A 25,837-nucleotide genomic window follows, 5' to 3' on the forward strand; every position below is an offset into this window, starting at 1 on the left:
CGTTTATCTCCTTCCTCGCGACCGCTGCTGCAGGAGCAGTTGTTTACGCCGCTGAACATGTCCTGCTTCGGTCAATATATTTTCCCTGTCCGGCTCCAATACAGAAGGTTCATTTACCAGCAAGGTCTCGATATAGGCAGCCAATTCCGATATGGTCCGCTTTTCGTAGACATGTACCACAGGCAGATCGATTTGAAAGATTCGCCTGCATTCATTCACGACCTGGATCGCCAAAAAGGAGTCGCCACCGCTTTCGAAAAAATGGTCGTGAAGGCCAACATGCTCAAGTCCGATCTTGTCTTTCCATATATCTGTCAATATGGACTCTATCTCTTCTCTGGTATAAATGACCTTCTCCGGTATGCTTCTGTCCTTGGCAGAACTCTCGCCATGGGTAGGTGTGTTGGCTTCGATCCAGTACTTTTTCCGTTCAAACGGATAGGTAGGCAGCGAGACTCGTTGCCGCCTCTCTCCTTCATATAATCGATCCCACGCGATGGAGACCCCGTTGCTCCAAAGCGTTCCTACTGTCGATAACAGGTTCCTGACCAGACTGTCATGAATCTCGGATGACACCCCGCAGTGCTTTTCGTACAGGCTACCGTCCCATAAGTCCACGACAAACCCTTCTTCCGACTTCCCACTGTCCTGCTGAACAAAATTCACCGTGCTGGATGCCGACGTCTTGCGGAGATATTGAATGGCAGCCTCTTCAGGGGATAGTGTGCCGGATAAAGTTGCCGATACCAGTCTCCCTGCCTCGTCGCCTATGAGTGTGTGCGGCGAAAGGCCCCAATGCGTCAGGAGATGTGCCAGGGCGTACTGGAAAACAAAGCTGACTACTGCTTGATTGGCTGGGAGCAGCAATTGTCTTGCCGCGTCCGATATCTTGTCCGCTGCGGGGTAAAGAAGCGACTTCGCATCACTTCCTTTGTATTTCCTCAATAGTCCTGACATCTGATCGAACGAATGGCGAAACATTTCTTCTGTCTCATACAAATCATGGCCATAGTAGACAACCGGATGTACGAATGACCGCATAGAAAAAAATACTGATGTTTCCTGTCTAGTCTTTGTAGGCAGGGTGCGATTCGGATCTTTCAGGACTGAGCACGCTTCTTCTGCCGAACGGCAAAGAACTACTCGACGAAAACGAAATACTTGGCGACCTACTTGCAGCGTATAGGCGATATCCGTCAGGTTGGTTGCTGCATTCCTTTGCAAATAGTCCGCTAGTCGTAAAGAGGCATTCTTCAAGGCATCCATACTTTTTGCGGAAAGAATCAGCAGATGGTCCTTTCGCTTATGCTGGTCTGCAATCAACGTAGGCGCTTCTTCCAGAACGACATGAGCATTGGTTCCCCCGAATCCAAAAGAGCTGATTCCTGCCCTACGCGGTTGATCTTGCCTTTCTTGATGCTGGCTTTTCCAGGGAACCAGACGGGTATTGACTACAAACGGACTATTGGCAAAATCAATCTGGGGATTCGGCTCCCGGAAATGAAGGCTAGGCGGAATTTTTTGATGGTGGAGCGCCAGAACTGTTTTGATCAAGCCAGTAACTCCTGCCGCGTGCGCGAGATGACCCAGATTGGATTTGATGGAGCCAATCCGGCAAAATGCATTTTTATCTGTACTGAGACGAAAAGCCCGTGTCAGTGCCGCAATTTCAATTGGATCCCCCAAGGAAGTTCCTGTCCCGTGCGCTTCCACGTAGGTGATGCTGTCTGCCTCGATTCCTGCATTGGCAATTGCCTCCGCGATCACCTCAGCCTGACCGTCGATACTGGGGGCTGTATATCCAACCTTCAGGGAGCCATCGTTATTGACCGCAGAGCCTTTCACCACCGCGAGGATCTGATCGCCACTGCGCAGCGCATCTTCCAGACGACGGAGGACGACGATGCCCATTCCGCTGCCAAACACCGTTCCGTTCGCATCCTTGTCAAATGGTCGGCAATGTCCATCGGGGGAAACGATCCCTTCCTCCATATAGAAATATCCCGTATCGTGGGTCAGATTGATGGACACCCCGCCCGCTAATGCCATATCACATTCGTAAGAAAGCAAACTTTGACATGCAGCATGTACGGCGACCAGCGAGGTGGAGCAAGCGCTTTGGACGATGTGGCTTGGACCACGCAGGTTCAATTTGTACGAGGTTCGCGTCGTCAGCGAATCGGGAGCGTTCCCGATCTCGATTTGCACAGGATCGAAGGACTGCAGAATGTCTGGGCGGGACATGATGTTCTTCAATAGATAGGTACTGAGCGAAGACCCCGCAAACACACCGATGGTTCCGTCAAACCGATCTGGTACATGACCGGCATCCTCCAGAGCCTCCCAGGCACCTTCCAGAAATAGGCGTTGCTGAGGGTCCATCAGCCTTGCTTCGTGAGGGTTGATTCCGAAAAATTCGGCATCAAAATGCTTCATGCCATCGATCGATGCAACCGCAGGAACGTGGTGGGGGTGACGAATGATGTCATCCCCTGCTCCGCGCTCGCGCAACTCCTCCTCGCTCAAATGCCTGATTGTCTCATGCCCATCACACAGTCTGTCCCAAAGCTCCCGAATCGTAGGTGCACCGGGAAACCTCCCAGCCATCCCAATGATGGCGATTTCGTTGCCCGACATGGATTGCAGTATTCCGTCCAGCTTCATAAGCTCCTCCTATTAGGATTTGGTGAGCTGTTTGCGCTTTTCTCTGCGCAGCTCCCCTCTGTTTTTGCTGGTGGCCAGCGCAGGCTTTTCCATTTGATTGTCCCCGAGCAGTTCGGCAAAAGTCTGCACGGTTGGGCCTTCGTACAAGCGGACTGGAAGCAGAGTGGTAGAAAATGCTTCGTTGATCTGGGCAATCAGCTTGATACCGACCAAGGAATTTCCTCCAAGCTCAAAAAAGTTGTCCTGTATGCCGACCTGATCGATTCCCAGAGTACGCTGCCAGATGTCACAAATTTTCTTTTCGATCTCGTTGCGCGGCGCTACATACGGATTTTGCAGGGATGGCCTAGGATGGAGCGCGGCCTGGTGGGCAAGTTCGATCGCTTGCTCCGGGGCAAATGCTCCTGTACTGACCCACTCTTGGCTACGCTGATTCAGGTCAATTGTTGACACGGCCACCCGTCCCATATCTATCCGTGCCAAAAGAGCCGGTAAAATCAGCGCAAATTCATGGGGGCGCATTGCATTTTCAGAAAAGCTGCTCTGCTCGATCAGATTCACTTGTTCCTTTTCTGCTCCAAAGAGAAACGCGTCCAGATTCCAGCTCGCCCACATTGTTTTTCCTGCTCGATTGGAGCAAACAGAAAAGGAGTCCATGAATTGATTGGCAGCCGCGTAATGAGCGCTCTTCATTCCACCAAGCAAGGAAGCCAACGAAGAGATCAGGATGCAGCATGTTGGACGAAGCTGCGTCACCAGAGTATCGAGAACATACAAGCCTTGTACCTTTGCCACAAAGTGCTGGCTGCTTAGGTCGGCTGTCGTTTCCCGAATAAACTGAAAATAACGTTCATGGACAGCACCGGCTGCGTGGAAGATTCCATCGAGACTGCCCCATTGCTCGATGATTTCATCAGTCGCTTGACGCATCTGGTCGAGTGAGGAAACATCCGCTTCGAGCACCATTACCCTAGCCCCCATTTGTTCCAAGGACTGAACCCGACGAATTTTTTCTGTCATTGGATCATCGGGACGCAAACGAAGCCATTGTTCCCACTCTGCACGCTTTGGAACCGGAGTACGCCCTAGCAAAGCCAGCTTGTGTACGCCCTGCTTCACCAGTACTTCCGCGATCAACAGCCCAAGGTCCCCGAGACCACCTGTAATAAGGCAAGTCTCAAGCTGGGGAAGTGAAAGCGGAGTCGATGTTTCTATCTCCATATTCTCGTAAGCGGGGACGAATCGTCTGTTCCCCCGGTAGGCGACGACCCCTTCCCGGTGCTTGCTTCTGCATTGCTCGATGACAAAATCAGCCAAATTGTCTACAGACACCGTACTATCGTGCCGAAGGTCCAGATCCACTGCAGACACCTGAATTTGCGGAAATTCCTGTGCTATTACTTTGCCTGCTGCCAGGGCGACGGTTTTTTCCGGAATGATTTGTTCGTTGCCCATGACATCGTGCAAGCGATCCGACAACAGCGTCAGGCGTACTGCATTCGTACCATTGCAGGTTTCCCACGTTCGTGCAAGTGACAGCAGGCTGTCAAAACCGCTTTCGACATAGGTCTCAAAGACGCTGTAAGGTTCTTTATCTTGGAACTCCTTTTCTTCCAACAACCAGACATGCAAGAGGTGATCGGGACGAAGACCACGTGCAGCCACTTCTTGCAGACAAGCTGCGTAATCCTCTTCTCGATTGGGCCGAATGACAAAGACGTTTTCGTCCAGCACTTGGTAGGCATGACCCTTCCGCACGGAAATCACCGTTTGATTCTGTTCCATCAGACGATGGACCAACAGTCTGCTCCAGGGATCTTCCCCTTCCAATACTAGCCAGGTCTGCGATACAGGTATCTGTTCCCTCGGCGATCGAACAGCTGACTGCTTCCAGATCGGATGATACAGCCATTCCTCGGGTCTCTGACGTCGATTGTTACCCCCACTGCCATGAAGTTTGATTTTGTCAAGCGGTTCAATCCAATAGCGCTGTCTTTCAAACGGATAGGTTGGCAATGGGACACGACGACGCTGCTCTTCTTGGTAAAAGGCTTGCCAATTCACCACTGCTCCCGCCAGCCAAAGCTTGCCCACGACTTGCATCAAAAAACGTGCATCCGGTACCGAATCCTTGGGATGGCGAAGCGAGTGAAGAACGACCTGTCTTTGATGAGCTTGTCTCAATTCCTTGACCAGGGAATGAAGCGTACTGCCCGGTCCAACCTCCAGGAACAGATAAGAGGGCTCCTCTAATAAGGTTTGGATTCCCGGCGCAAACATAACACCCTGCCGCAAATGCTTTGCCCAATAGCCCGGATCGGTGGCTTCCTGTTCGGTGATCCAGGTCCCTGTCACGTTGGACAGGTACGGAATCCGGGGAGAACGCAAACTGATTTGCTGCATGCAGGCTGTAAAACGCTGTACAATGGGCTCCATCATATGGGAGTGAAAGGCGTGAGAGGTCTGGAGCAGTGTACTCGTCACTCCTTGCTGTTCCAGTAATTGCTGAAACTGCATAACATGCTCCGTCTCCCCAGACACTACACATAGCCGATTGCCGTTCCATGCTGCCAGCGATAGTCGAGCATCAAGCAGAGGTTCCAGCTCTTCTGGAGAAAGTTGGACCGAAAGCATGCTGCCGGCCGGCAACTCTTGAATCATCCGACCGCGCATCGCGATTATGTGGAGCGCATCCTCGAGTGTAAATACCCCTGAAAGGCAAGCTGCCACGTATTCTCCGACACTGTGTCCAATCATCGCCTGCGGCTGGATGCCCCATGCCATCCATAGCTTGGCCAAGGCATATTCGATGACGAACAATGCCGGCTGTGTCAACCAGGTTTGCCGCAGCATTTCAGCTGACTCTGCCTCCCGGTCTGCAGGGGGATAAAGCACATCGCGCAAATCCAGGTTAAGGACGGGAAGAAGCAATTCACAGCACTGGTCTACGTACATTTTGAACACAGCCTCTGTTTCATAGAGCCCTTTCCCCATGTTGACATATTGCGAGCCTTGTCCTGTAAAGAGAAAAACAACAGGCCTCTCCCGCTCCTCTTCTACTGATGATTCACCAGCTCGATAGCTACCTTCTTGCAAGGCTTGGATCCCCTCGTCCGTGTCAGAAGCAACAATGAAACGGCGATGCGATAACGTCTTTCTTCCTATATTTAGAGTGTATGCCACGTCTGCAAACGGCAGCTGTTCACGGTCTTTCAAATGATTGGCCAGATTGTCCGTCAGCTTCTTCAATGCAGTAGCCGTTTTGGCGGAAAAAGTAAGAAGCTGATAGGGTCGCGAGATACTGCTTTGGGCTTCTTCTGGTTCAGGTACATTCTCCAAAATGACATGGGCATTTGTTCCCCCCATCCCGAAGGAACTCACTCCCGCACGCCGCCGCTGATCCCCTGTCACCCATTTTGTCACTTCTGTCGGAACGTAAAAGGGACTGTTCTCCAGATCCATTTGCGGATTGGGCTTCTCAAAATGTAGCGTCGGCGGAATGATTCCGTGCTTCACGGCTAGAGAAGCCTTGATCAAGCCTATGACGCCAGCCGCTGTATCAAGGTGTCCGATGTTTGTCTTGACGGAGCCTAACGCGCAATATCCTTTTTTGTCCGTACTTCGGCGAAACACTTCCGTCAATGCTTCGACTTCGATCGGATCCCCGATCCTTGTACCGGTCCCGTGCGCCTCAATGTAGGTTATGCTTTCAGGCTCTACCCCCGCCATAGCTTGAGCCATGGCGATCACTTCTGCCTGGCCCTTAACGCTCGGCGCCATATAACTCACTTTGTTCGTGCCGTCGTTATTGACTGCTGAACCTTTGATTACTGCGTAGACATGGTCCCCGTCGCGCAAAGCGTCCGACAAACGCTTTAGCACCACACATCCCGCACCGTGTCCGCTGACGAAACCCTGGGCTTTCTCGTCAAAGGCTCGACAATGTCCATCCGGCGAAGTAGTTCCTCCTTCGTGATAGAGATATCCTGCCTTTTCCGGAAAATGGATCGATATACCGCCGGACAGTGCCATGTCGCATTCGTAACTGAGCAGGCTTTGGCATGCGTAGTGAATCGCGGTGAGAGAAGTCGAAGAGGAGGACTGAATCGTGACGGCAGGTCCCTTGAGATTGAGCTTGTAAGAGACTTCCGTTGTCAGGCTGTCCTTGTCGTTTCCAATCGCTGCCTGCAGGCTTTCGACTGAAGCAATCAAGTCCACATGCTCGTATAAATTGTGCAACCAATACGTATTCATGCTCTGCCCAGCAAAAACGCCGATGCGCCCCTCGTAGGTATCCGGGTTGTATCCCGCATCCTCGATGGCTTCCCACGAGCATTCCAGAAATATCCGATGCTGAGGGTCCGTCAACTCCGCCACCCGCGGATTATATCCGAAAAAGGCTGCATCGAACTGATCGGTATTTCCGAGAATGCCCTTTGCTTTTATGTAGCGGGGATTGGCGATGATGGCTGGGTCAATCCGGGAAGCAAGCAGCTCCTCGTCCGTCAGCTCCGTGATAGACTCCACCTTTTGCAACAGATTGTTCCAAAACTGCTCCACATTGTCGGCGCCGGGGAACCTCCCGGACATGCCAATCACCGCGATGCCATCCACTGAATCAACCCAATCGTGCATGCAGCTTTCCTCCTCGTCTTGTGATAGAAAGCGCGTCCCACCACGGTTATTAATGCCCTGTGCTGGCAAAGGAACGCAATCCTCTTTTCCAAAAGAAATAAGCGATCATACAACAGAGAATCGCCACTGCCGGGGTCAGATAGCCAACGGTATGGTATCCGCCCTGGTCGACAAACACCGCTGCCGGGTAAAACGATGTAAACCCGTACGGGATGATCCACGTTAACACAAAGCGCAATCCCTTGTTGTAAATTGTCAAAGGGTAATTGGTAAAGCTGCTTAGCTGGTATGTTGTAGACATGATAGGGAAGCTGTCTACCATCCAGAAGGAAAAGGTGGCAAAAAATAGGTTCACTGCAATAAAGATCAACCCGCTGGACAGGATCAATAAGGCAAGGATCAGTGTCTCTAGTCCCCCCCAAGGCATGGAGAGCTCCGGAATCGCAATGCCCAGCACAATCACTCCGATGATCAACTGACCAATTCCGTCCGGTTGTATCCGATCAGCAATCAGGTGAAAAAGCGGCGGAATCGGACGAAGTAGAATGCGGTCGAAGTTCCCAGTGCGGATATAAGCGGAACCTAGCACCCAGAGGTTTTCAAAGAAAAATTGATGAATGGCTCTTCCGGTAGCCGCGATGCCGTAAATGAACAATACCTCGTGAAACGTCCAGCCTTGCAGGGTATGAATGTGGTCAAAGACGATTTTCACAAACAGAATGGAGGTAGTTTGGATAAACAGGATCGAAAGAGCTCCGATAAGAAAATCAACACGGTACTCCATCATTGCTTTTAGCCTGGCTGAGAAAAAACATACATACAGCTGGAAATAACGCATGTTTTGCCCTGTACCTCCTCTCCGCTACCCTCCGAAAATGGTGATCCGCCTTTTCGCCAGCAACCAGAAGAGACGGCTGACCATCCAGCAAACCAACAGCCAAAAAAGTTGCAAACCGATGGCCGGGTATATATCCGCTCCTTGAATTTGACCGGTGTAAATGGAAACGGGAACAAAGACCATCGAAGGAAACGGCATATAGGTGCAGACAATCTGCAGCCATTGCGGAAACAGAGTGATCGGCACAAGCGTTCCTGAGAAAAACAGTAGAAATGAAGCACGCAGTATTCGCAGACCCGAGATATTGATCGTCCAGAATGATAGCAGGCCTACGACCAAATCAATCTGTGCCCCGATGAGGATTCCGGTCAGGGTACTAAACAGAAACAGAAGAGCGTGCTCCCACGAATGCGGAGCATGAATCCCGATAAATAACAAGGCGACGACAAGCATCGGCAGTGTCTCACGGATGATGGAAGTCAGCTTGCTTCCCAAATCCAGCGAGATCAGTTTGTTGATATAGTCATAGGGACGCATCAGCTCAATGGCTACGTCTCCGTTTAGGACACCTGCTGCTAGCTGTGTCCCCGCCCCTGCGATATAGCTGCTCAAAAGGACTGCCAAAACCGAATAGGTTAGCATTTGTTCCAACGAAATGTCGACAATGGTAGTCCGATTCTCGTAAACGGCTTGCCAGAATGCATAGAGCATGACCAACCTAATAACCGACGTAATCGAGCCCGCCCAAAAGCGAAGCGAATAGGCGGTATCCAACTTGACTTGGGACAGGAGCAATTTCCAGTATTTTTGCATCGCTATGCTCCTCGTTCGTAGATCTCTTGGACGATGCTCTCGATTTTTGGTTCCGCAATCGAGACGTCGCGGACGCGGTAATGGTGGAGCACCGCCGCGATCACCTGGGCCGCCGAGATAGTCTCAGGGTGAAAAGAAAGTGTCAGCTTGTTGCTGTTCCCCTCTTCCGGAATGTAGGTGACCAACCCCTCCAGTTCTCCGGGAATCAAAATCTCCTCTTTTTCTTCGTCCAGTTCAAAGGAAATGACATGTTCATGCAAAAAGCTGTTCTTGACGGCGTGCAAATCGCCATCGTACAGAATTTGGCCGTTGTCGATGATAATAATTCGACGGCACAGCTCCTCGATGTCCTGCATGTCGTGAGTGGTCAGGATGATGGTCGTTCCCTTCTCCTCATTCATTTGCTTTATAAAGGAACGAATGCGAGATTTGGCCGCTACATCCAGACCTATCGTCGGCTCGTCCAAGTAGACCACGGCAGGATCGTGCAGGAAAGCGGCAACGAACTCACAACGCATTTTTTGTCCGAGGGATAGCTGGCGTACTGGAATGTCAAGCAACGAATGAAGTTGCAGCTTTTCGGTCATTTCATGCAGGTTTTTTTGATAGATGGCTTCTGGAATCTGGTAGATGTGCTTGAGCAAATCGTAGGATTCACGAGGTGCGAGGTCCCACATCAATTGCGTCCGCTGTCCGAAGACGGCCCCAATCTTTTTGGCGTTTTTTTGTCGTTCCCTGTACGGTACAATTCCATTGACCAGCACGTCTCCAGAGGTTGGAGTCAAGATTCCGGAGAGCATTTTAATTGTGGTGGATTTTCCGGCTCCGTTTGATCCGATATAACCGACGACTTCCCCGGATGCGATCGTAAAGCTGATATCATCCACCGCTTTTTTGCTGGTGTATTTCCGGATAAACAGGCCCTGGATCGCCCCAAGCAAGCCCTGCTTGCGTTTGGCGATTCGGTAATGCTTGGAGAGTCCTCGCACCTCAATCATTTGTTCCGCCTCCTATCCGCATATGCATCTGCTTGCGCTTGTGGAGCGCCGCTTTACGGGCATCCGCAAAGCTGTGAATATGCTTTGCATCGATTTGTTTTGTCTGTTCGCCTTGATCACGTGCTGACAAATAGACCGCTAGACTTCTGATTGTCGGGTACTTGAACATATCCACAAGCGGTATCTCCTGTTTTCGCCATTCGATCAACCGTTTTTGCACGGTAACGATGTTCAAAGAGTGTCCGCCGAGATCAAAGAAGTTGTCATCTCTGCCCACATGGGGAACCTGCAAAACCTCTTGCCAAATTTCGCTAATGATCCGTTCCCATTCACTTTTGGGTGCAGCCGTTGGAGGGATCATCTCAGATGAAGTCGTCTCAGGTAGCGGAAGAGCCAAAACATCCAGTTTTCCGTTGACGAGATAAGGCAGCTTGGGGATCTCTAGAAAAGCAGCGGGTATCATATAGTCAGGCAAAACGGTTTTCAACCATTGCCGCCATTCATGAAGAGATGGAGCTTTGCTCCCTTCCTTGAGCGTGAAATACGCCACTAGACGCTTTTCGTTCAATACGGGCTGCAGAACCACGACGGCTTTATTTACAGACGCGTGCCTGTTCAAATGGAATTCAATCTCTCCGGGCTCAATCCGGTATCCCCGAAGCTTTATTTGTTTGTCGGCCCTTCCCTTGTACTCGAGCAATCCATCAGGCAGCCAGCGAGCCAGGTCACCGGTCTTGTACATTTTGCTGTTGGGACGAAACGGGTTTGGGAGGAAGCTCTGATTCGTTTGCCTCTCATTATTCCAATATCCGCGAGCCACGCCGTATCCGGCGATGTACATCTCTCCGGTTACGCCTACCGGGACGGGACGCAGATGCTCGTCCAGCAGATAGACCTGTGTATTGATGACCGGTTTACCAATCGAGATCCGCCCCTTTTCTTTCAAGAAGCGAGCATCAAGCTCTTCATATGTGGAACAAACTGTCGTTTCCGTCAGACCGTATCCGTTGACCAGGGTGACGCGACCTATCAACTGGTCGACGTCTTGCCAGGAAAGGGCTTCTCCCCCACTCAACAACAGGCGCAGCTTGGGCAGACGAGCGGCCATTTGATTCAGACGGGCAATGACAGCTGGCACCGTGCTCAGCATGGTGATTTGCTTGTCTTCGATAATCCGGATTAGTCGGTCTGGATCTAGAACATCGTAAGTATCCGGTAATACCAGTTCCCCCCCTGCGCACAAGATGGGAAACATCTCCCCTATAAAGCTGGCAGAGGCTACGGAGGTCAGCGGGAGCATGCGATCTTGCGTCGATGGATCGTATGAGAGCAAAAATGAGGCGATGACATTGACGATGCCTTTGTGAGTCAGCATGACCCCTTTTGGTTGTCCGGTCGAACCAGAGGTATAAATGAGACTGGCCACCTCTTCGGAAGAGCGAATTTCCGGCAGTCCCGCCACTTCATTTTCCAATCCAGATATCTCGAGATCGTCTGGAGCAATCTGATCGAGCAGAATGATTCTGCCGTCCTTCTCCTCGAAGAAGGCGGCATGCTTCTTCGTTGTCAGGATGAAGGTGGCTTGTGAATCGTCGAGGATACGCCTGACTCTATCGAGCGGATAAGCAGGATCGATGGGCAGATACGCTCCCCCTGCTTGCAAGACCCCAAGGATTGCTGCGATTAGTTCGCATGACCGGTCGATGTAGATGGCAACGATGTTCTCAGCTTTGCAGCCCTGACGATGAAGGGTAATAGCAATACGACGGGCCCATTGATCCAGTTCCCGATAAGAAATCTGATGCTTGGGGTCCGACACGGCAATCGCATCCGGCGTCTTAGTAGCTTGTCTGGCGAACATTTCCGGTAGACAGGTCTTCTCCAAATCTATTTCCTGGAGTTTTGGACAATCGGTCATGTTCCACCCGTGGAGCAACATCTGTTCTTCGGATGGATCCAGCATAGACAGGTATCCAATGCTCTGACTAGGATTGCTCGCAATGCTTTCGAGCAGATTGACGAAATGGCGAGACATACGCTCGATCGTCTCCACTGCGAATAAGTCGGTATTGTATTCCCAGGACAGGGCCAGTCTCCCGGGGCTCACCCCCGCAGTCAGTGTGATGTCGTACTGAACCATCCTCTCTGGATCGGTATAGCTTTTCATCTCCAGGGTTCCGAGGTTGATCCCGGCATCCGGCTCATCCAGGGCAAATGCGGTCAGTCCCGCTATCCCCTCCATCGGTGCCTGCTGCATGACAAACATCGTTTGAAATATGGGAGAACGGCTTGGATCACGATCTTGTCCCACCCTTTTGACCACTTCGGAAAACGGGCACAGCTGATTGGCGAGGGCTTCTCCCACCACCTGACGCATCCGCGCGAGAAATTGTTCGAAGGACGGCTGACCGGACAAGCAGCCGCGCATGACAAGCGGATTCACGAGATACCCAACGAGCTTTGCATCACGAGCTCTCGTCCTGCCCGCACTGGGAGATCCAACCAGAATGTCATCTTGTCCGGTATAGCGGTGCAAAAGAATCTGGTAGGCAGACAACAGCAAGGTATAGAGCGTCGTTTGGTTTTGCCGTGCGATCCTGTTGAGCTTTTGCAAAAGTTTTGCGTCGGCACTCGTCTGGTGAATCGTCCCCCGGTAGGTTTGGATCGCCGGACGAGGCTTGTCCGTCGGAAGGTCAAGGACAGGCAGTTCACCTGAAAGCTGCTCCTCCCAATACGTGAGTTGACGTTCTTTTTCCGTCGTTGCCATCCATTGGCGGTGCCAGGCGGCGTAATCGGCAAACGTACTGGTTGGTTCGGGCAAAGCTGCTTGTCGTCCCTCGCTTAGGGCGGTATAGATCGTTCCCAATTCCTGCAGTAAGATGCCAAGTGACCAAAAATCAACAATGATATGATGAAACCGCAAGAGCAGGACGAGGTCATCCCGTCTTCGGAAACCATACACCTCAAACAAAGGACCGTTCTCCAGGTCAAAAGGCTGCTCTGCCAATTGTTTCAGCCTTGGATATAGCATCTTGTCAGAGAGTACGTCTGCGTCTTCCCAATGTATTCCCCACGGAATAGAGGGATGGATCAACAACCTTGGTTCTTCTCCTGCTTCCGCAATGGACGACCGCAAAATAGCATGGCGTTCAACCAACTGCCCAAATGCGTTTTGCAGTGCCATTTCATCCACAACCATAGGAAGGCGGAGAGCTTTGGTCACATGATAAGCGGTACTGGCCGGCGCCAATTTCTGCATGAACCATAGTGATCGCTGCATGTCAGTCATCGGAATGCTGGTCAATTTCTCTGTCTGAATCTCCTCACGCTGCTGATTTTCGATGGCTTCCGGCAGATAAACGGATAGCTCCGCCGCCAATTCACGCAGAGTAGGGCCTTCCAAGAGACGTTTCAAAGTAACCGAAGACTGGAGGCCGCTTTCTATAGCATGTAAAAACTGGATGAGATGAATGGAATCAAAACCCATGCGTGTCAAGGGCTGGTCCGATTCAATTCTGTCAGGCGAAACACCTAAAATTGTTGCGACGCGACCGCTCAGCCACTGCTCCAGGTTTTGGAGATTGTCTAGAGCTGGCGCGGATTGCTCGCCGTTTGCTTCTTCTTTGCCGAGTCTGCACCATTCCTTGAGAGTGGGCAAGGCTCCTCTCAAGTATGCCTCCCGTGTCTTACTGCGCTGGATTTTTCCGCTGGTGGTTTTCGGTATGCTGCCTGGCCGGATCAGGATGATGGCATTCACTTGCAATTCATGCTCTTCGGAGATGGCTTGATAGATCGCATCTACGACCTGGTCCAAATTTTTCGAGCGATAGGTTCGCTCAATCTCATGTACCAGCACAATTTGTTGAGAAGCTTCTTCTTCGATGACAAATGCAGCGCTGCAGTCGTGGCGAATGGCTTCATGGCTGCGCTCTGCCGTATATTCCAAATCTTGTGGGTAGTAGTTTCGTCCGCGAATTATCATTAGGTCCTTGCATCTTCCGGTCACAAACAGCTCATTGTTGATCATGAATCCCATGTCACCCGTTCGTAGATATGGACCGGAGCTCCAATCAGCCAGCCTGGCACCAAACGTTTCCAAACTTGCTTCCGCTTTGTTCCAATACCCTTTGGCAACATGTGGACCCTGGATCCATATCTCCCCTACGTGCATCTGCCCCAATGCCTCCCGGGTATCCGGATGTACAATCCGCACCTCCTGATCGAGCCAGGGAGAGCCGCAGCCGACTACGGTTTTTCCTTTAGATTGTTCGGCGGGGGGCAGCGGAGATACTCGGTGGTTCTTTAGTTCCTCCGGATCGACGATTATTTTTTGCAGCAGGCTGGGCTTTTTCCCGCCTGTCACCAGAAGTGTGGTTTCAGCCATTCCGTAGCACGGTTGAAACGCGTCCTGCCGAAAGCCGTACGGTCCAAATCGTTGGACAAATTGATCCATGGTTTTCTGGCGTACAGGTTCGGCACCGTTAAACGCCGCTTGCCAATGGTTCAGATTAAGACCTTTGCATTGTTCGTCGGTTATAGCCCGTGCGCATAGTTCGTAGGCAAAGTTAGGTCCGCCGCTGGTATGAGCCCGATAGGTCGAGATGGCTTTCAACCATCTTACAGGCTTGTGGATGAAGTCAGCCGGGTCCATCAGGATGCAGGTAGAACCAAGATACAGGGTCTGCAGGGCATTTCCGATCAACCCCATATCGTGGAACAGAGGAAGCCAGCTCACAAATATGGATTGTTCGTCATGTCCGTATGCTTGTTTGATCATTTCGTGGTTGGCGAGTAGGTTGGCGTGAGTGACCATGACCCCTTTGGGGGAAGAGGTTGAGCCAGAGGTATACTGCAAGAAGGCAAGGCTGTCTGCTGTCATTTTCTCCGGCTTTACCCAATCGTTGGGATCACAGTCGATCATATCGATATCCAGCAAAGGCACTTCCCGCAACTTGTCAACCAAACGAGTAGCATTCATACTCCCCCGAACGTCCGATGTGGTCAAGGCGACAGCTGGCCGGGAGTCTTCCACAATACCCTGCAGCCGGTCCATGCTTCGAGGTTTGGGTGGGTAAACTGGGACGGCAGTCACATGCGCATACAGGCATCCCATAAATGCGCAGACAAAATCTATTCCTTGAGGAAACAGTAGCAGTACACGATCTCCATCGCTGATGTGGGGCTGGAGGCTAAGCGCGATTTGTTTTGCTCGTACGTCCAATTCCGCATAAGAGATCGCGATTGTCTCTTTTTCCCCATGCTCGAGAAATCGATAGGCAATCCGGTCGGGGTGTTTTTCAGCACGATACCTCAGAAGTTCGACCATGTTTGAAAAGGCTAGACATTTTGTATATGTTGACATCATGCGCCTCCCTTTCGCCTTTATTTCCTGCCGGATGCCCAAAGCAGCTGGTGAATGAACAAACGAACCTGTTCCCTGTTCCCCGTCGTGTCGATTTTACTCTCAAAGTTGCGCAATGCTTCCCCTGTTTTTCCCATGCGAGTCGGTACAGAAAAGGCAATGCAGTCGACCTCACGCATTCCCATCTGATTCATACGCTCCGGCAGCTCTAGCGCGATCTGGGGATGAGGAATCGAGTTCATCATACTCTCCGTTTTTCGCTGTACGATCTGATCGATGCGATCTTTGCTTAAAAATACTGGAGGCAGGATACGTTCTCCGATACAAAGCAACCCATCTTGTTTCAATACCCGGTACATTTCGGATAGCACGCGCTTCGGCTCTTCTACCCATTTGATCAGCGTGTGAGAGACGATCAGATCAAAGCTGTCATCTGCAAAGGAAAGTGCATGGGCATCTCCCCTCATGTAGACGATCGGAAAACTCGCAGCGTTCGCACGCTCTGTGGCTTTCGACAGAAGTGCTTCTTGCAGATCAACTCCGACAATTTCCAATTCGTGGTCCGGATATGTTCGATACAGCCACTCCGTGAGAAACCCAGTCCCGCAGCCCAAATCGAGGATTCGCATGTTAGGCTTAATTTGAAAGAAGTCAAACAGACGCTGCTCCATTCCATGGTAAAACAAGGAGCGGATGGAGAAATCCAGATCTTCCATAATTTGCGGAAGGTGTACTTCCTGAGCGTCTAACCTTTCAATGAACAAATTTTCAGCCAAATGTAACAATCCCTTCTTAACGATTGTCTCTTTCTGTCGCTTGGCAGGACCATTCAAGCATGTCGCTGGAGAGGCGCTGTTCCTGGCTGGCAGCCTCCCGTATACGATCTGCTAGCTTTTCAGCCTGTTTTTCCGGTTGCCGCAGGTGCTGGGCCTTGATGAACATCGCGCGTATAACGGCCCACCGCCGGGCAGCTTCTTCAAACTCAGACTGGAAGGCTTCCAGATGACGTGAATAATCCAATTGATTCAAATAGCGAAACAGCTGAGCCATTAGCTTTCGAAAACGAGCCACGTCGAGCAGACTGAGCATCAATGGAGAGCCATACGTATGACCACTTTCAAGGATCTGCAACTCTTTCTTAAACGCTTCTGGCTCCGTGATCTCCTGGGAAAAGGTGAGAATTGCTTCCAAGGAGGAAAGTTGACGAAAGTGAGAGACTGCCAAGCGCGTGATCTTCTGCGCGTTCACGTCCTTCCTCTCTTCCCCGACCACCTCAAAAATCCAGCAGGGTCCGATTTCCCCCTCCATTCCGGAGACGGGATAGGCAATCCGTTCCTTTTGATAAAAAGCATCACAGCAAATGATGGCATCTTCGCCTTCATCCCAACCAACTGCTAGACAGGTATGGGATGAATGAAAGCGCTGATAGCCGACATCCCATGGACAGGTGTATGTATCCATTGAGATGATGACCGGCATTTCTCGGGACCATTGCTGTTGAAGGATACCCTTCCATTCTGGCAATGACTGCGGGTTGAGCCTATATAGTCTGATGCCGTGGTAACGCTCTAAATTCGCTAGTGTATCCCCGGTTCCTGGATGTACCCGATCACCTAAAGTTGTTGCTTTCGCCGATGCAGAATCAAGGGAAAAGCCCCATGACTCCAAGTACATCAGCTCATGTCTTCGCCCCAGCCAGTGCACTACGCTAACCAGTTGATCTGTGAAGCAGCTGCGTGCCTCATCATGCAAGGGGGACAATGCAGACAGCAGCGGCGGATTCATAGGGAAACCTCGACATCTACATATTCTGGAGCAGCCGGGATGAGAGAGACGTCATGCTCCAAAATAACCAGATTGCCTTGTTTTTGCACTTCCTGAAATCCCGCAAATTTATATGTTATGTACATCATGCGATTGCGAGAGTTCGGCAGAAATTCCGCTCTCAGTCGAACCTGAGCTTCTTTCGCCATCCTTAGCAACTGATTGATCAGAATGCCTCCAATACCTCTGGACATCACGCGGCAGGACAAGAGCAGCAGCTTGATCGTCCACACCTCTTCTCGGCACTCCAGCATCGTCAGTCCAATTTTTCCGTAAGTACCGTACTTGTCATCGAGCGAAGCGATCAAGAGAAGATGGCTATCTGATTGGCGCAGCTCATCCAGTTCCTCGTAAGAGTATGTGTAGCCTGTGGTATTCAGCTGATGAGTTCGGACAGTCAGTTCTTCGGCACGCTGCAGATCTCCGGGCTGTACCCGGCCGATTCGCACCTTCATCTGCAAGGATGCTAGAAAATCGGCTTGAGGCCCCACATATTCCTCTTCTACTTTTTTCCTCTCCAGATCTGTCTGATACAGGACTCGACGCAGCTTCGAATCCTCCGTGACAAAGCGCGGCTTGAATGCTGGATAATCCAGTATTTGCAACAACTCCTCTGCATCCAGACACAGAACCGAAGGATGGGTGTGTGCGACTTCTTCGCGTTCAAATGGTTGATCATCGATAAAGGCTAAGGAATCGATACCGATGTTGATCGATTCGGCAATTTGTTGAATCGACAGAGATTTTCGATTCCAGTTAATTTGTGGATAGATAAAAAAGTGATCAATGCCGTACTCTTTGAGCTTGTCCATCGCATGGTCATAGTCGTTTTTGCTAGCGATCGACTGCAGGATCCCGCGGGCATCCAGTTCCTCCATGACCGAGATGACCTGATCCCGCAGGTGGACATCGCTGTTTTCGAGCAGGACGCCGTTCCATAAGGTATGGTCCAAGTCCCAGACTAGACATTTGATTTTCCCCCCCTGCTGCCGGGCGTCTAACTGGTCTTGGGAAATGACTTCTGCTTGACTCGACATGCTTTGAGCACCTCCTGTTTTAATCGAGTGTCGTATAGGCATGAGTCGCAATCAGGATTTCATGCATTTGTGTACTTCCCTCAATAATTTCCATGACTTTGGAATCGCGCAAATACCGCTGGACCGCATAGTCAGGGCTGCATCCATTGGCACCGTGAATTTGTACGGCCTGGTTCGCTGTTTTTGTAGCTGTAGTTGATGCGAAATATTTTGCCACCCAGGTTTCCATCATGGCTTCGGGGTGACCGGCATCTTTCAATTCCCCGGCACGCATGCAGAGAAGTCTGGCAGCCTTCACACCCGAGACCATCTCGGTGATCATCTTCTGAATTAACTGTTGTTCCCGCAAATACACGCCGAATTGTTTGCGGCTGCTAGTGTATTTTAGACTATCTCGTAAGCAAGCTTCTGCGATCCCTACGCATCCCCAGGCAATCGTATAGCGCCCGTAATCCAGGCAAGAGGTTGCGACATGGGACAGGCCGAAGCCCTTTTTCCCGATCAGCGCGTCTTTCGAAATCCTGCAGCGGTCGAAATGGATTTCAGCCAGCATCGAGGCCCGCGTCCCCAGGATTCCCGTCAGCTTTTTCACGCGGACGCCGGGACTTTCACGCGGTATGAGAAATGCGCTCGGTTGCCCATCTAGAAGAGCAAATACTAGAAAGACATCCGCGATTTGACCAAAAGTTGTCCATTTTTTCACCCCTGTTATCCAATACGCATCCTCTGTTTCGACGGCTACCGTTTGCAAGCCCTGTACATCGCTTCCAGCCTGCTCCTCGGAGAGAGCAAAGGCACCGATCGATTCTCCCGCAGCAAGGGATGGCAACCATCTTGTCTTTTGATCCCGTGTACCCCATTTATAGATCGCCTGAATGACCATGCCATGAACGGTAAGGAGGCTTCGGACCGACGAGCAGCCGCGGCCGATTTCTTCCGCCAGAATCCCAAGTGTGATCATATCGAAATTTCTTCCGCCGTACTCCGCAGGCAGCATCGCGCTTAAAAACCCTTTTTGTGCCAATTGGCCAATGAATTCACCAGGAATCTGTTCGGTCTGGTCAAATTGATTCGCGTACGGAGCCAAATGCTGATCGACAAAACTAGCAGCTTCTTCTTGCCAGGCACGCAGCAGGGAGTTTTCTCCTGAATGCACGGACATCACCTGGTTTCTTCCAATCCAAGTGCCGTCAATTGCTTGCGCTCGACAAATTGCGCGATAGCATCGATGGATTGAAAGTTTTCTAGCTCCAGATCATCGTTCTCGACCTGCAAAGAAAATTCGTTCTCCAGATACATGACTAGCTGCATGGCAAACAGCGAATTCACGTATCCCCTTGCAAAAATGTCATCGTGGTCTTCAATGTTCTTTTGCTTAGAAGCCCGCAGAATGAAGCTGCGTATTTTCGCTTTTTTGTCCATTTGTTGTTATCCACCTTTCTTTCGTTCAATAAAATCAATTAAATCCTGGAAATTTTCATACTGGCTCATATCCAATTCATCGTCCAGAAATTCAAATCCAAATTCGTTTTCGATCGCGACTATTGCTTTGATAAAGGTTAATGAATTGACTCCTGTCTCTCGTAGGTCCGTCTCATAGCCGAACTTTCCGATGACATCCATCCCGAGCGCATCTTTCAGCACTTTCTGGAAACTAGTTTTTAGACCAACTGACATCATTTACGCTCCTTGTGTAAATTCTTGTCAATACTATACAACAAGAACTTTTGTAAAAAAACAATAAATTACAATTATTCCAACAATTACTACATACTATCTACTTTTCCTGCATTTTTTGGGTAAAAATCCCTGTTTATTCATATGTAAAAACTCTTATTTTTCAAGATTCTCTTGTTTTATCCTGCAAGTTTATGACAGATTATTCGTAATACTAGTACATTAAGGAGGGGCATCCCACATGAAATTCTCGCTAAGTTTTTTCTCCAATTTGCTTCCACATGACATTTTTGCCGAAAAATACGATTTCTTGTTCCGGCTGGTACGCTATGCAGAAGACCACAACTACCATGGTGTCTGGGTGCCAGAACGCCACTTTCATCCCTTTGGAGGCTTGTTCCCTAGTCCTGCAGTAATGGCATCCGCAATGGCGCAATATACCAACCGGCTGCGTTTGTATGCGGGTAGCGTTGTTCTACCGCTCCACTCTCCTGTGCTGGTTGCAGAGGAATGGGCGATGATTGATCAGCTTTCCAAGGGACGGGTATCCGTCTCTTTCGCCTCGGGTTGGAACGTGAAGGAATTCTCTCGACTTGGCCAGCGTTTCGATGACCGCAGGCAAAGAATGTGGGACGGGATCCAGCAAATCAAACAGCTCTGGCAGGACGAAGTCGAAGAATACACCCTCTATCCCAAGCCCTACCAAAAGGAAATCCCCATTTACATCACGGCCATAGGTGGTTTGGAAACCTGCTATCAGGCAGGATTACACGGCTACCATCTCCTCACTAATTTTGTCATCAATGATATGAAACATCTCCAAGAGAAAATTGATCATTACCGCCGAGGGCTCCGAGACGGGGGGCATGAGTGGGAGAAGAAGGATATTGCGCTCATGCTTCATACGTACATTGCGAATTCACAGGCTGAAGTGGAAACCGTCGCCAAGGACCCTTTCTTCCTTTATCAGGATTCCTTTCTCAATCTGATGAACAATCCGATCTATGCCACGGAACGGGAAAAGAGAATCGCCAGGACATACACCTTCAACAAATTTTCGCCTGATTACTCCTTACTCGGCACGATGGAAACATGCCGTAAGTTGATCCATGACGTAAAAAGAATGGGCGTCACCCAAATCGCTGCTCTTGTGGACTTTGGGATTGACGAGCCCAACATGATCGCCAGTTTGGACCGGTTGACCGCACTTGCTGGGGAATGGGACGCATAAGCTCTCTTTTCGACAACGACAGGAGAATGCAGACGACTGCTCCTCCTGTTTTTTGTCAGCAATCAGCTGCTGCTACTCACCTACTACCTTGATGAGTCGATACGACTCCATCAGTGAAAGTGCTGCAGCAACGTGCTCTTCGACAACGTCTTTACCGGTCCCGTGGTCGAGAAAGTAATGCGTCACTTCGGTTCGGGTCCTCGGCTTCTTCAAAAACTCAAGACAGTCGATCGTATCCGCAGAAACTTTAAGTACGCGATTCATGTTGGCCTGCACGATGAGCTTCATGCCGGCATCCTCCATAATCTCAACTTGCTCAGAGAGAAATAGATACTTTTTCTCCATGGAACCCCTCCCCGATTTGCATTTTCAAAGCATGAAAGGCTTTCTGCTCCATATCAAGGATGCCGTTGAGCCTGATCATAATTCGCTCCAGAATCTCCGCTGATGGTGAATAAGAGCTTTTATGAAACATGAGCTGTACCTGTTTCCATTCTTGATGAACTTCCTGAAATCGCGAGACGGTTTCGGAGCGGATAATCTTGTGGCTGGCTAACTCCTCCATTGCCTGTACGCTTAACAAACTTGTGGCGGTTGGCCCCCAAGGATGATACATCTGTTTGGTCAGATATTTCAGGATCAGGCCCTTCAATACCGGCGTCACCTGTTCGAGAAGCTTTAAATCGGCCAAAAAGCGCTGCAGATTCTGCTCTGACTGCAAGGCAATCTCTTCTTGCACGACACTGTTGCGTAAACGCCCAATGATATCGTTGCGATACTCTGGTTTCGGTTCCTTGATCCAGCGAAACTCGATCCAGGTGTGGGGTTCTTGACCGTATTCCTGGATGCCCTGCTGAATCTCCTGCAGCTTCGGCAGGTTTATCCATCCGTTGTACAAGGGGTTGGAGACGCGTACCCGTCGTTGTGACGGGTCCCATTGATGAACCGCTAATAGAGTCACGGTAGGAAGCACCTGGGGCTCGTTGGGAAGCAACGTGCTCAGCCCCATGATGACAGGGATCCTCTTTTGTTCAAGCGCGGTTTCGAGTTCAGACCAAGATTCACCAGATGCAGATTCGTACGTGACCTCTTCCACACCAATAAGCTCGCGAATTCCTGCCATCTCGCCATACTGCAGCAAATTTACCGTGGGGAAAACCAGTGTAGGACTGTCTTGCTTCGATTGATAGTGAAACCCTAGTTTTCCGCACGCCAAAAACAAAAAAGGGGTTGATACGTCAAGATCGCGAGTAAAAGTGATCCAGCGACTGAGGATTTCCAAAAAACAATTTTCACCATGAACTTCAGGAAAAGAGCGCATGTTTTCCTCCGGCGTTCAGAATTTATATCTATGTACATTTCGAATGGGTAGAGAGAGAGTCCAGGCAATATGCCTAGACTCTGTCTACGAATCTTAGTTTGTTGTTTTGCAACCGTTTGTTTCTACACCGCCGGAAGCTACTGGTTCGATTTTCACTTCTACCATTTGGATCACCTCCTTTTCCATATTGGTATAATAATCCATTATTATTTATTAGTCAATCCACATTTCGAATATTTAGACTATTTTTTCGGGAGTATATTTTCCACGTAGCAATACTTGATTTCATCGCAAAAAGTTGGTATTCGTGAACAAATTGATAGTTTATACCCCACATCTATCTCGTATTGTCTCAGAAACCATGACAACAGCTCTTTTGATTGCAGGACAAGATGGAATTTTTCTCCCTCAGTCCTTCGAATAGAAAAAGAATTCAACGGCTTAGATAGTCCCATTCCCAAAGCCTTTAGATAGCTTTCCTTCAATGTCCAAAGGTCATAGAAATAGGCAAGCTGCTCTTCACGCGGTTGTGCCAGGAGATCTTCATATTCGATGCACGAAAAGAAACGTTTTGCGACATCTATCTCAATGGGCCGGATATGCTCAATGTCAATTCCTACCGGGGCATTGCTGGTAGCACAAACCACCCAGTCGCCTGAATGAGAAAGATTGAAGTGAAAATCGGGAAGCTGTTCGACAAAAGGCTTGCCGTACCGGGTTACTTGAAAGGAAATCTGTTCATTGGAGAGCCCGAAGCTTTGGGCTAGGATGGAACGAATGAGAACATCCGCCAGCACCGCACGATAGGCATCTGCCTGCCTATGAAAGCGGTGGACTCGTAGTCGTTTTTCTGGTGCGATTTGCATTAGCAAGAAGTGATACACATCCTGTTCCAGAAAGGAAGGAACCCGGACAGCGTAGACGTTGACCAATCGAAATCTCTCGCTTTCTTCTAGCATTTTCCAGGGTTTGGACCCATTCTAGCTTATCCAACTCCATTTAACCTATGGGATCAAGTGACTATTTAATTTTGTGATATTATACCCGTTAAATACCTATTGACTCAGAATGATGAATATGCGGTTTACCTTTTTCTACTAAATCAAGCAGTAATTTGAGATTATTATTATATACCTTTTTGTGGAATAAAATCCATAATTCAGAATGGAATTATTGTTTTAATAGTCAGAAAACATGTATGGTAAAAAAATATATCTATGGAACTGAATTTTATAGGCCTTAATGGCTATTCATGGAGATTCAGAGAAAATATAAGTGTCTCCTTTGTCCCACTTCCCTTCTCTGCCCTTGTTGCCGGACCTCCCTTACCGTATTGCCGGCATCCACGAGGCGGTTCATAATCCCCAGCAGGTGACCGATATCTGACATGTGCAGGCCCGTTGTCGGCTCGTCCATCACGTAAATGCTGCCCTTCTTATGCAGCTCGCTTGCAAGCTTGATGCGCTGGCATTCTCCCCCCGAGAGCGTGCTGAGTGGCTGGCCGAGAGTAATATAGTTCAGTCCCACATCACTCATCGCCTGGAGCTTGCGCACAATCTCTTTTTGCTGAAAAAATTCCAGTGCCTGCTCCACAGTCATCTCTAGCACGTCTGCAATGGATTTGCCGATCAGCTTGTAGGCGAGCACCTCTTCCTTGAATCGTCTACCTCCGCATACTTCGCATGGCAGCTTCACACTGTCCAGGAAGGCAAGGTCTGTATACACAACTCCCAACCCTTGGCAGTTCTCGCAAGCCCCCTTGGAGTTGAAGCTGAACAAGCCTTGGTTGACCTTATTCGCAGAAGCAAACGCCTTTCTCACATCGTCCATAATCCCCGTGTAGGTTGCGGGATTCGAACGAGTTGACACACCTACCGCCGACTGGTCGATAACGATCGCATCTGGATGCTGGCTGAGGAATACTTCATGAATCAGTGTACTTTTGCCAGAGCCGGCAACGCCCGTAACGACTGTCAGAACTCCGGTTGGAATATCTACACTCACATTCCGCAGATTGTGCAGTGTGGCATCCTTGATGGACAGCTTGCCAGACGGCTGCCTGCAGTCATGCTTCAGTTGGTGCGGTCTCTTCATATGAGTACCTGTCAGTGTACTTGCCTCAAGCAAGCCTTGAAAGCTTCCTTCATACACGATGGTACCGCCGCGGCTGCCTGCATAAGGCCCGACATCAACGATATGATCCGCCACCTTGATCACATCGGGATCATGCTCGACGACAATCACGGTATTGCCCTTGTCGCGCAGCTTCTGCAGCAACTCATTTAACCGGTGTACATCTCGGGGGTGCAAGCCAACGCTGGGCTCATCGAAAATGTAAGTAACATCCACCAGGCTGCCGCTCAGGTGCTTCACCATTTTGACTCGTTGTGACTCGCCGCCGGACAAGGTATCCGTCTCACGGTCCAGTGTCAAGTAGTCAAGTCCGATATCTACAAGATGCTGCAGCCGCTCCGCTAACGACTTGACGATCGGCGCAGCGACAGGATCGTTAATCTCCCGAATGACGCGGATGAGCTGTCCCACCTCCATGGAGGACATCTCAGCAATATTGAGACCATTGATCCTGCAAGTAAGTGCGGCCTAACTGAGTCTCGTGCCACGGCAACTCGCACAGGGACCCTCTGATATGTATGGCGCAACTGCTCGCTGTGTTCGCTCGGACTTCGTCTTCACATCCTGCTTGATGTACTTGTTGGTGAACTTCTCGATGACGCCTTCCACGGTTATATTAGTTGCTTTACCGGCAAAATCCATCTTCACTTTCCTTGCCTTGCCGTACAGCAGCTGCTCCAGGTCCTCTTCCGAATATTCACAGAGCTTTTTATCGGGATCAAAAGAACCTGACTGTACAATGATGTTCCAATCCCAGCCGTTAACCGAATAGTCCGGTAGCATAATGGCCCCTTCGTTCAACGATTTTGACATATCTACTGCCTTGTTCATGTCGACGGAAAGCCTGCGACCGATCCCATGACATTCGGGACACATGCCTTGCGGATCGTTGAACGAGAACATGTTCGCTTGTCCAATAAAGGGCTGACCCACTCGTGAGAAGAGAAGTCGGAGAATGGGAGAGATATCGGTAACTGTACCCATTGTGGAATGAGAACCTCCACCCAGCCGCTTCTGATCCACGATAACTGCCATGCTCAGGTTCTCGATCGCATCCGCATCTGGCTGTGGATAGCGCGGTAGAAAAGTACGCACGAACATGCTGAAGTTCTCATTTAGCAAACGTGTGGATTCTGCGGCAATCGTATCGAAGACGATCGACGATTTTCCCGAACCGGATACCCCGGTAAAGATCGTGATCTTCCGCTTGGGAATTCGCAAGGATACATTCTTTAGATTGTTTTCCCTCGCACCCGAGATTCCGATATACTCCTGGTTGGATTCGCTCATCCTTACCATCCTTC

At 50.1% G+C, this 25,837-nt stretch carries 16 protein-coding genes and 1 pseudogene; 1 reads left to right on the forward strand and 16 read right to left on the reverse strand.

The annotated features are described in order from the left end of the window. Positions 1-3: 3 nt before the first annotated feature. Genes T458_RS29835 through T458_RS29880 form a run of 12 tightly spaced genes read right to left on the reverse strand, consistent with a single transcriptional unit; the run spans position 4 to position 19,851 of the window. Positions 4-2,664 (reverse strand): type I polyketide synthase, encoded by a 2,661-nt coding sequence (locus tag T458_RS29835; protein ID WP_023554134.1) that lies wholly within the window; start codon positions 2,662-2,664, stop codon positions 4-6. A gap of 12 nt (positions 2,665-2,676) precedes the next feature. Continuing rightward, the gene (locus T458_RS29840) at positions 2,677-7,299 is read right to left on the reverse strand and encodes an SDR family NAD(P)-dependent oxidoreductase (RefSeq protein WP_023554135.1); all 4,623 of its coding nucleotides are present in this window, start codon (positions 7,297-7,299) and stop codon (positions 2,677-2,679) included. A gap of 49 nt (positions 7,300-7,348) precedes the next feature. After that, entirely contained in the window at positions 7,349-8,137 is a 789-nt protein-coding gene (locus tag T458_RS29845; RefSeq protein ID WP_023554136.1) for an ABC transporter permease, read from the reverse strand. Between the two features lie 24 nt (positions 8,138-8,161). Continuing rightward, positions 8,162-8,950 (reverse strand): ABC transporter permease, encoded by a 789-nt coding sequence (locus tag T458_RS29850; protein ID WP_023554137.1) that lies wholly within the window; start codon positions 8,948-8,950, stop codon positions 8,162-8,164. 2 nt (positions 8,951-8,952) lie between these two features. Next, positions 8,953-9,948, reverse strand: coding sequence for an ABC transporter ATP-binding protein (locus T458_RS29855; RefSeq protein WP_023554138.1), 996 nt, complete (start codon positions 9,946-9,948; stop codon positions 8,953-8,955). After that, complete coding sequence (locus T458_RS29860; RefSeq protein ID WP_023554139.1) at positions 9,941-15,310, reverse strand: non-ribosomal peptide synthetase; 5,370 nt, start codon at positions 15,308-15,310, stop codon at positions 9,941-9,943. Before T458_RS29860 ends, T458_RS29855 begins: the two co-directional genes overlap by 8 nt. Before the next feature lie 20 nt (positions 15,311-15,330). Further along, on the reverse strand, positions 15,331-16,086 hold the full coding sequence (locus T458_RS55930; protein WP_023554140.1) for a class I SAM-dependent methyltransferase: 756 nt from the start codon (positions 16,084-16,086) through the stop codon (positions 15,331-15,333). Positions 16,087-16,102: 16 nt separating this feature from the next. Beyond that, positions 16,103-17,095 carry a hypothetical protein gene (locus T458_RS29865; protein ID WP_023554141.1) on the reverse strand — a complete coding sequence of 331 codons (993 nt, stop codon included), beginning with the start codon at positions 17,093-17,095 and terminating at the stop codon, positions 16,103-16,105. Next, complete coding sequence (locus T458_RS29870) at positions 17,092-18,171, reverse strand: HAD-IIIC family phosphatase (RefSeq protein ID WP_023554142.1); 1,080 nt, start codon at positions 18,169-18,171, stop codon at positions 17,092-17,094. Before T458_RS29870 ends, T458_RS29865 begins: the two co-directional genes overlap by 4 nt. A 19-nt stretch (positions 18,172-18,190) precedes the next feature. Then, a complete protein-coding gene (locus T458_RS29875) occupies positions 18,191-19,333 on the reverse strand; it encodes an acyl-CoA dehydrogenase family protein (protein ID WP_023554143.1) in 1,143 nt (380 codons plus the stop codon). Continuing rightward, positions 19,333-19,593 (reverse strand): acyl carrier protein, encoded by a 261-nt coding sequence (locus T458_RS0128200; protein WP_031305273.1) that lies wholly within the window; start codon positions 19,591-19,593, stop codon positions 19,333-19,335. The genes T458_RS29875 and T458_RS0128200 overlap by 1 nt, the downstream gene beginning before the upstream one ends. A 6-nt stretch (positions 19,594-19,599) precedes the next feature. Then, a complete protein-coding gene (locus tag T458_RS29880) occupies positions 19,600-19,851 on the reverse strand; it encodes an acyl carrier protein (protein ID WP_084567892.1) in 252 nt (83 codons plus the stop codon). A 238-nt stretch (positions 19,852-20,089) separates the two neighbouring features. Here T458_RS29880 and T458_RS29885 point away from each other — a divergent pair, with 238 nt between their 5' ends. Continuing rightward, the gene (locus tag T458_RS29885; RefSeq protein WP_023554144.1) at positions 20,090-21,079 is read left to right on the forward strand and encodes a MupA/Atu3671 family FMN-dependent luciferase-like monooxygenase; all 990 of its coding nucleotides are present in this window, start codon (positions 20,090-20,092) and stop codon (positions 21,077-21,079) included. A 72-nt stretch (positions 21,080-21,151) separates the two neighbouring features. Here T458_RS29885 and T458_RS29890 read toward each other — a convergent pair whose 3' ends face one another. From T458_RS29890 to T458_RS29905, 4 genes and pseudogenes are all read right to left on the reverse strand, one after another. Further along, positions 21,152-21,424, reverse strand: a complete 273-nt coding sequence (locus T458_RS29890; protein WP_023554145.1) for a hypothetical protein — start codon at positions 21,422-21,424, stop codon at positions 21,152-21,154. Beyond that, a complete protein-coding gene (locus T458_RS29895; protein WP_144083804.1) occupies positions 21,396-22,361 on the reverse strand; it encodes a hypothetical protein in 966 nt (321 codons plus the stop codon). The genes T458_RS29890 and T458_RS29895 overlap by 29 nt, the downstream gene beginning before the upstream one ends. Before the next feature lie 281 nt (positions 22,362-22,642). After that, the gene (locus T458_RS29900) at positions 22,643-23,272 is read right to left on the reverse strand and encodes a 4'-phosphopantetheinyl transferase family protein (protein ID WP_171819345.1); all 630 of its coding nucleotides are present in this window, start codon (positions 23,270-23,272) and stop codon (positions 22,643-22,645) included. Positions 23,273-23,726: 454 nt separating this feature from the next. Then, positions 23,727-25,823, reverse strand: a pseudogene (locus T458_RS29905) (ATP-binding cassette domain-containing protein); the annotation flags it as partial. Between the last annotated feature and the right edge of the window lie 14 nt (positions 25,824-25,837).

Origin of the sequence: Brevibacillus panacihumi W25, assembly GCF_000503775.1 — a bacterium.
GTDB lineage: Bacteria > Bacillota > Bacilli > Brevibacillales > Brevibacillaceae > Brevibacillus > Brevibacillus panacihumi_A.

Excerpts from the sequence above, each read along its gene's own strand:
- T458_RS29835 (WP_023554134.1), bottom strand. The coding sequence starts at position 2,664 with ATGAAGCTGGACGGAATACTGCAATCCATGTCGGGCAACGAAATCGCC.
- T458_RS29840 (WP_023554135.1), bottom strand. The coding sequence starts at position 7,299 with ATGCACGATTGGGTTGATTCAGTGGATGGCATCGCGGTGATTGGCATG.
- T458_RS29845 (WP_023554136.1), bottom strand. The coding sequence starts at position 8,137 with ATGCGTTATTTCCAGCTGTATGTATGTTTTTTCTCAGCCAGGCTAAAA.
- T458_RS29850 (WP_023554137.1), bottom strand. The coding sequence starts at position 8,950 with ATGCAAAAATACTGGAAATTGCTCCTGTCCCAAGTCAAGTTGGATACC.
- T458_RS29855 (WP_023554138.1), bottom strand. The coding sequence starts at position 9,948 with ATGATTGAGGTGCGAGGACTCTCCAAGCATTACCGAATCGCCAAACGC.
- T458_RS29860 (WP_023554139.1), bottom strand. The coding sequence starts at position 15,310 with ATGTCAACATATACAAAATGTCTAGCCTTTTCAAACATGGTCGAACTT.
- T458_RS29865 (WP_023554141.1), bottom strand. The coding sequence starts at position 17,095 with ATGAATCCGCCGCTGCTGTCTGCATTGTCCCCCTTGCATGATGAGGCA.
- T458_RS29870 (WP_023554142.1), bottom strand. The coding sequence starts at position 18,171 with ATGTCGAGTCAAGCAGAAGTCATTTCCCAAGACCAGTTAGACGCCCGG.
- T458_RS29875 (WP_023554143.1), bottom strand. The coding sequence starts at position 19,333 with ATGTCCGTGCATTCAGGAGAAAACTCCCTGCTGCGTGCCTGGCAAGAA.
- T458_RS0128200 (WP_031305273.1), bottom strand. The coding sequence starts at position 19,593 with ATGGACAAAAAAGCGAAAATACGCAGCTTCATTCTGCGGGCTTCTAAG.
- T458_RS29880 (WP_084567892.1), bottom strand. The coding sequence starts at position 19,851 with ATGATGTCAGTTGGTCTAAAAACTAGTTTCCAGAAAGTGCTGAAAGAT.
- T458_RS29885 (WP_023554144.1), top strand. The coding sequence starts at position 20,090 with ATGAAATTCTCGCTAAGTTTTTTCTCCAATTTGCTTCCACATGACATT.
- T458_RS29890 (WP_023554145.1), bottom strand. The coding sequence starts at position 21,424 with ATGGAGAAAAAGTATCTATTTCTCTCTGAGCAAGTTGAGATTATGGAG.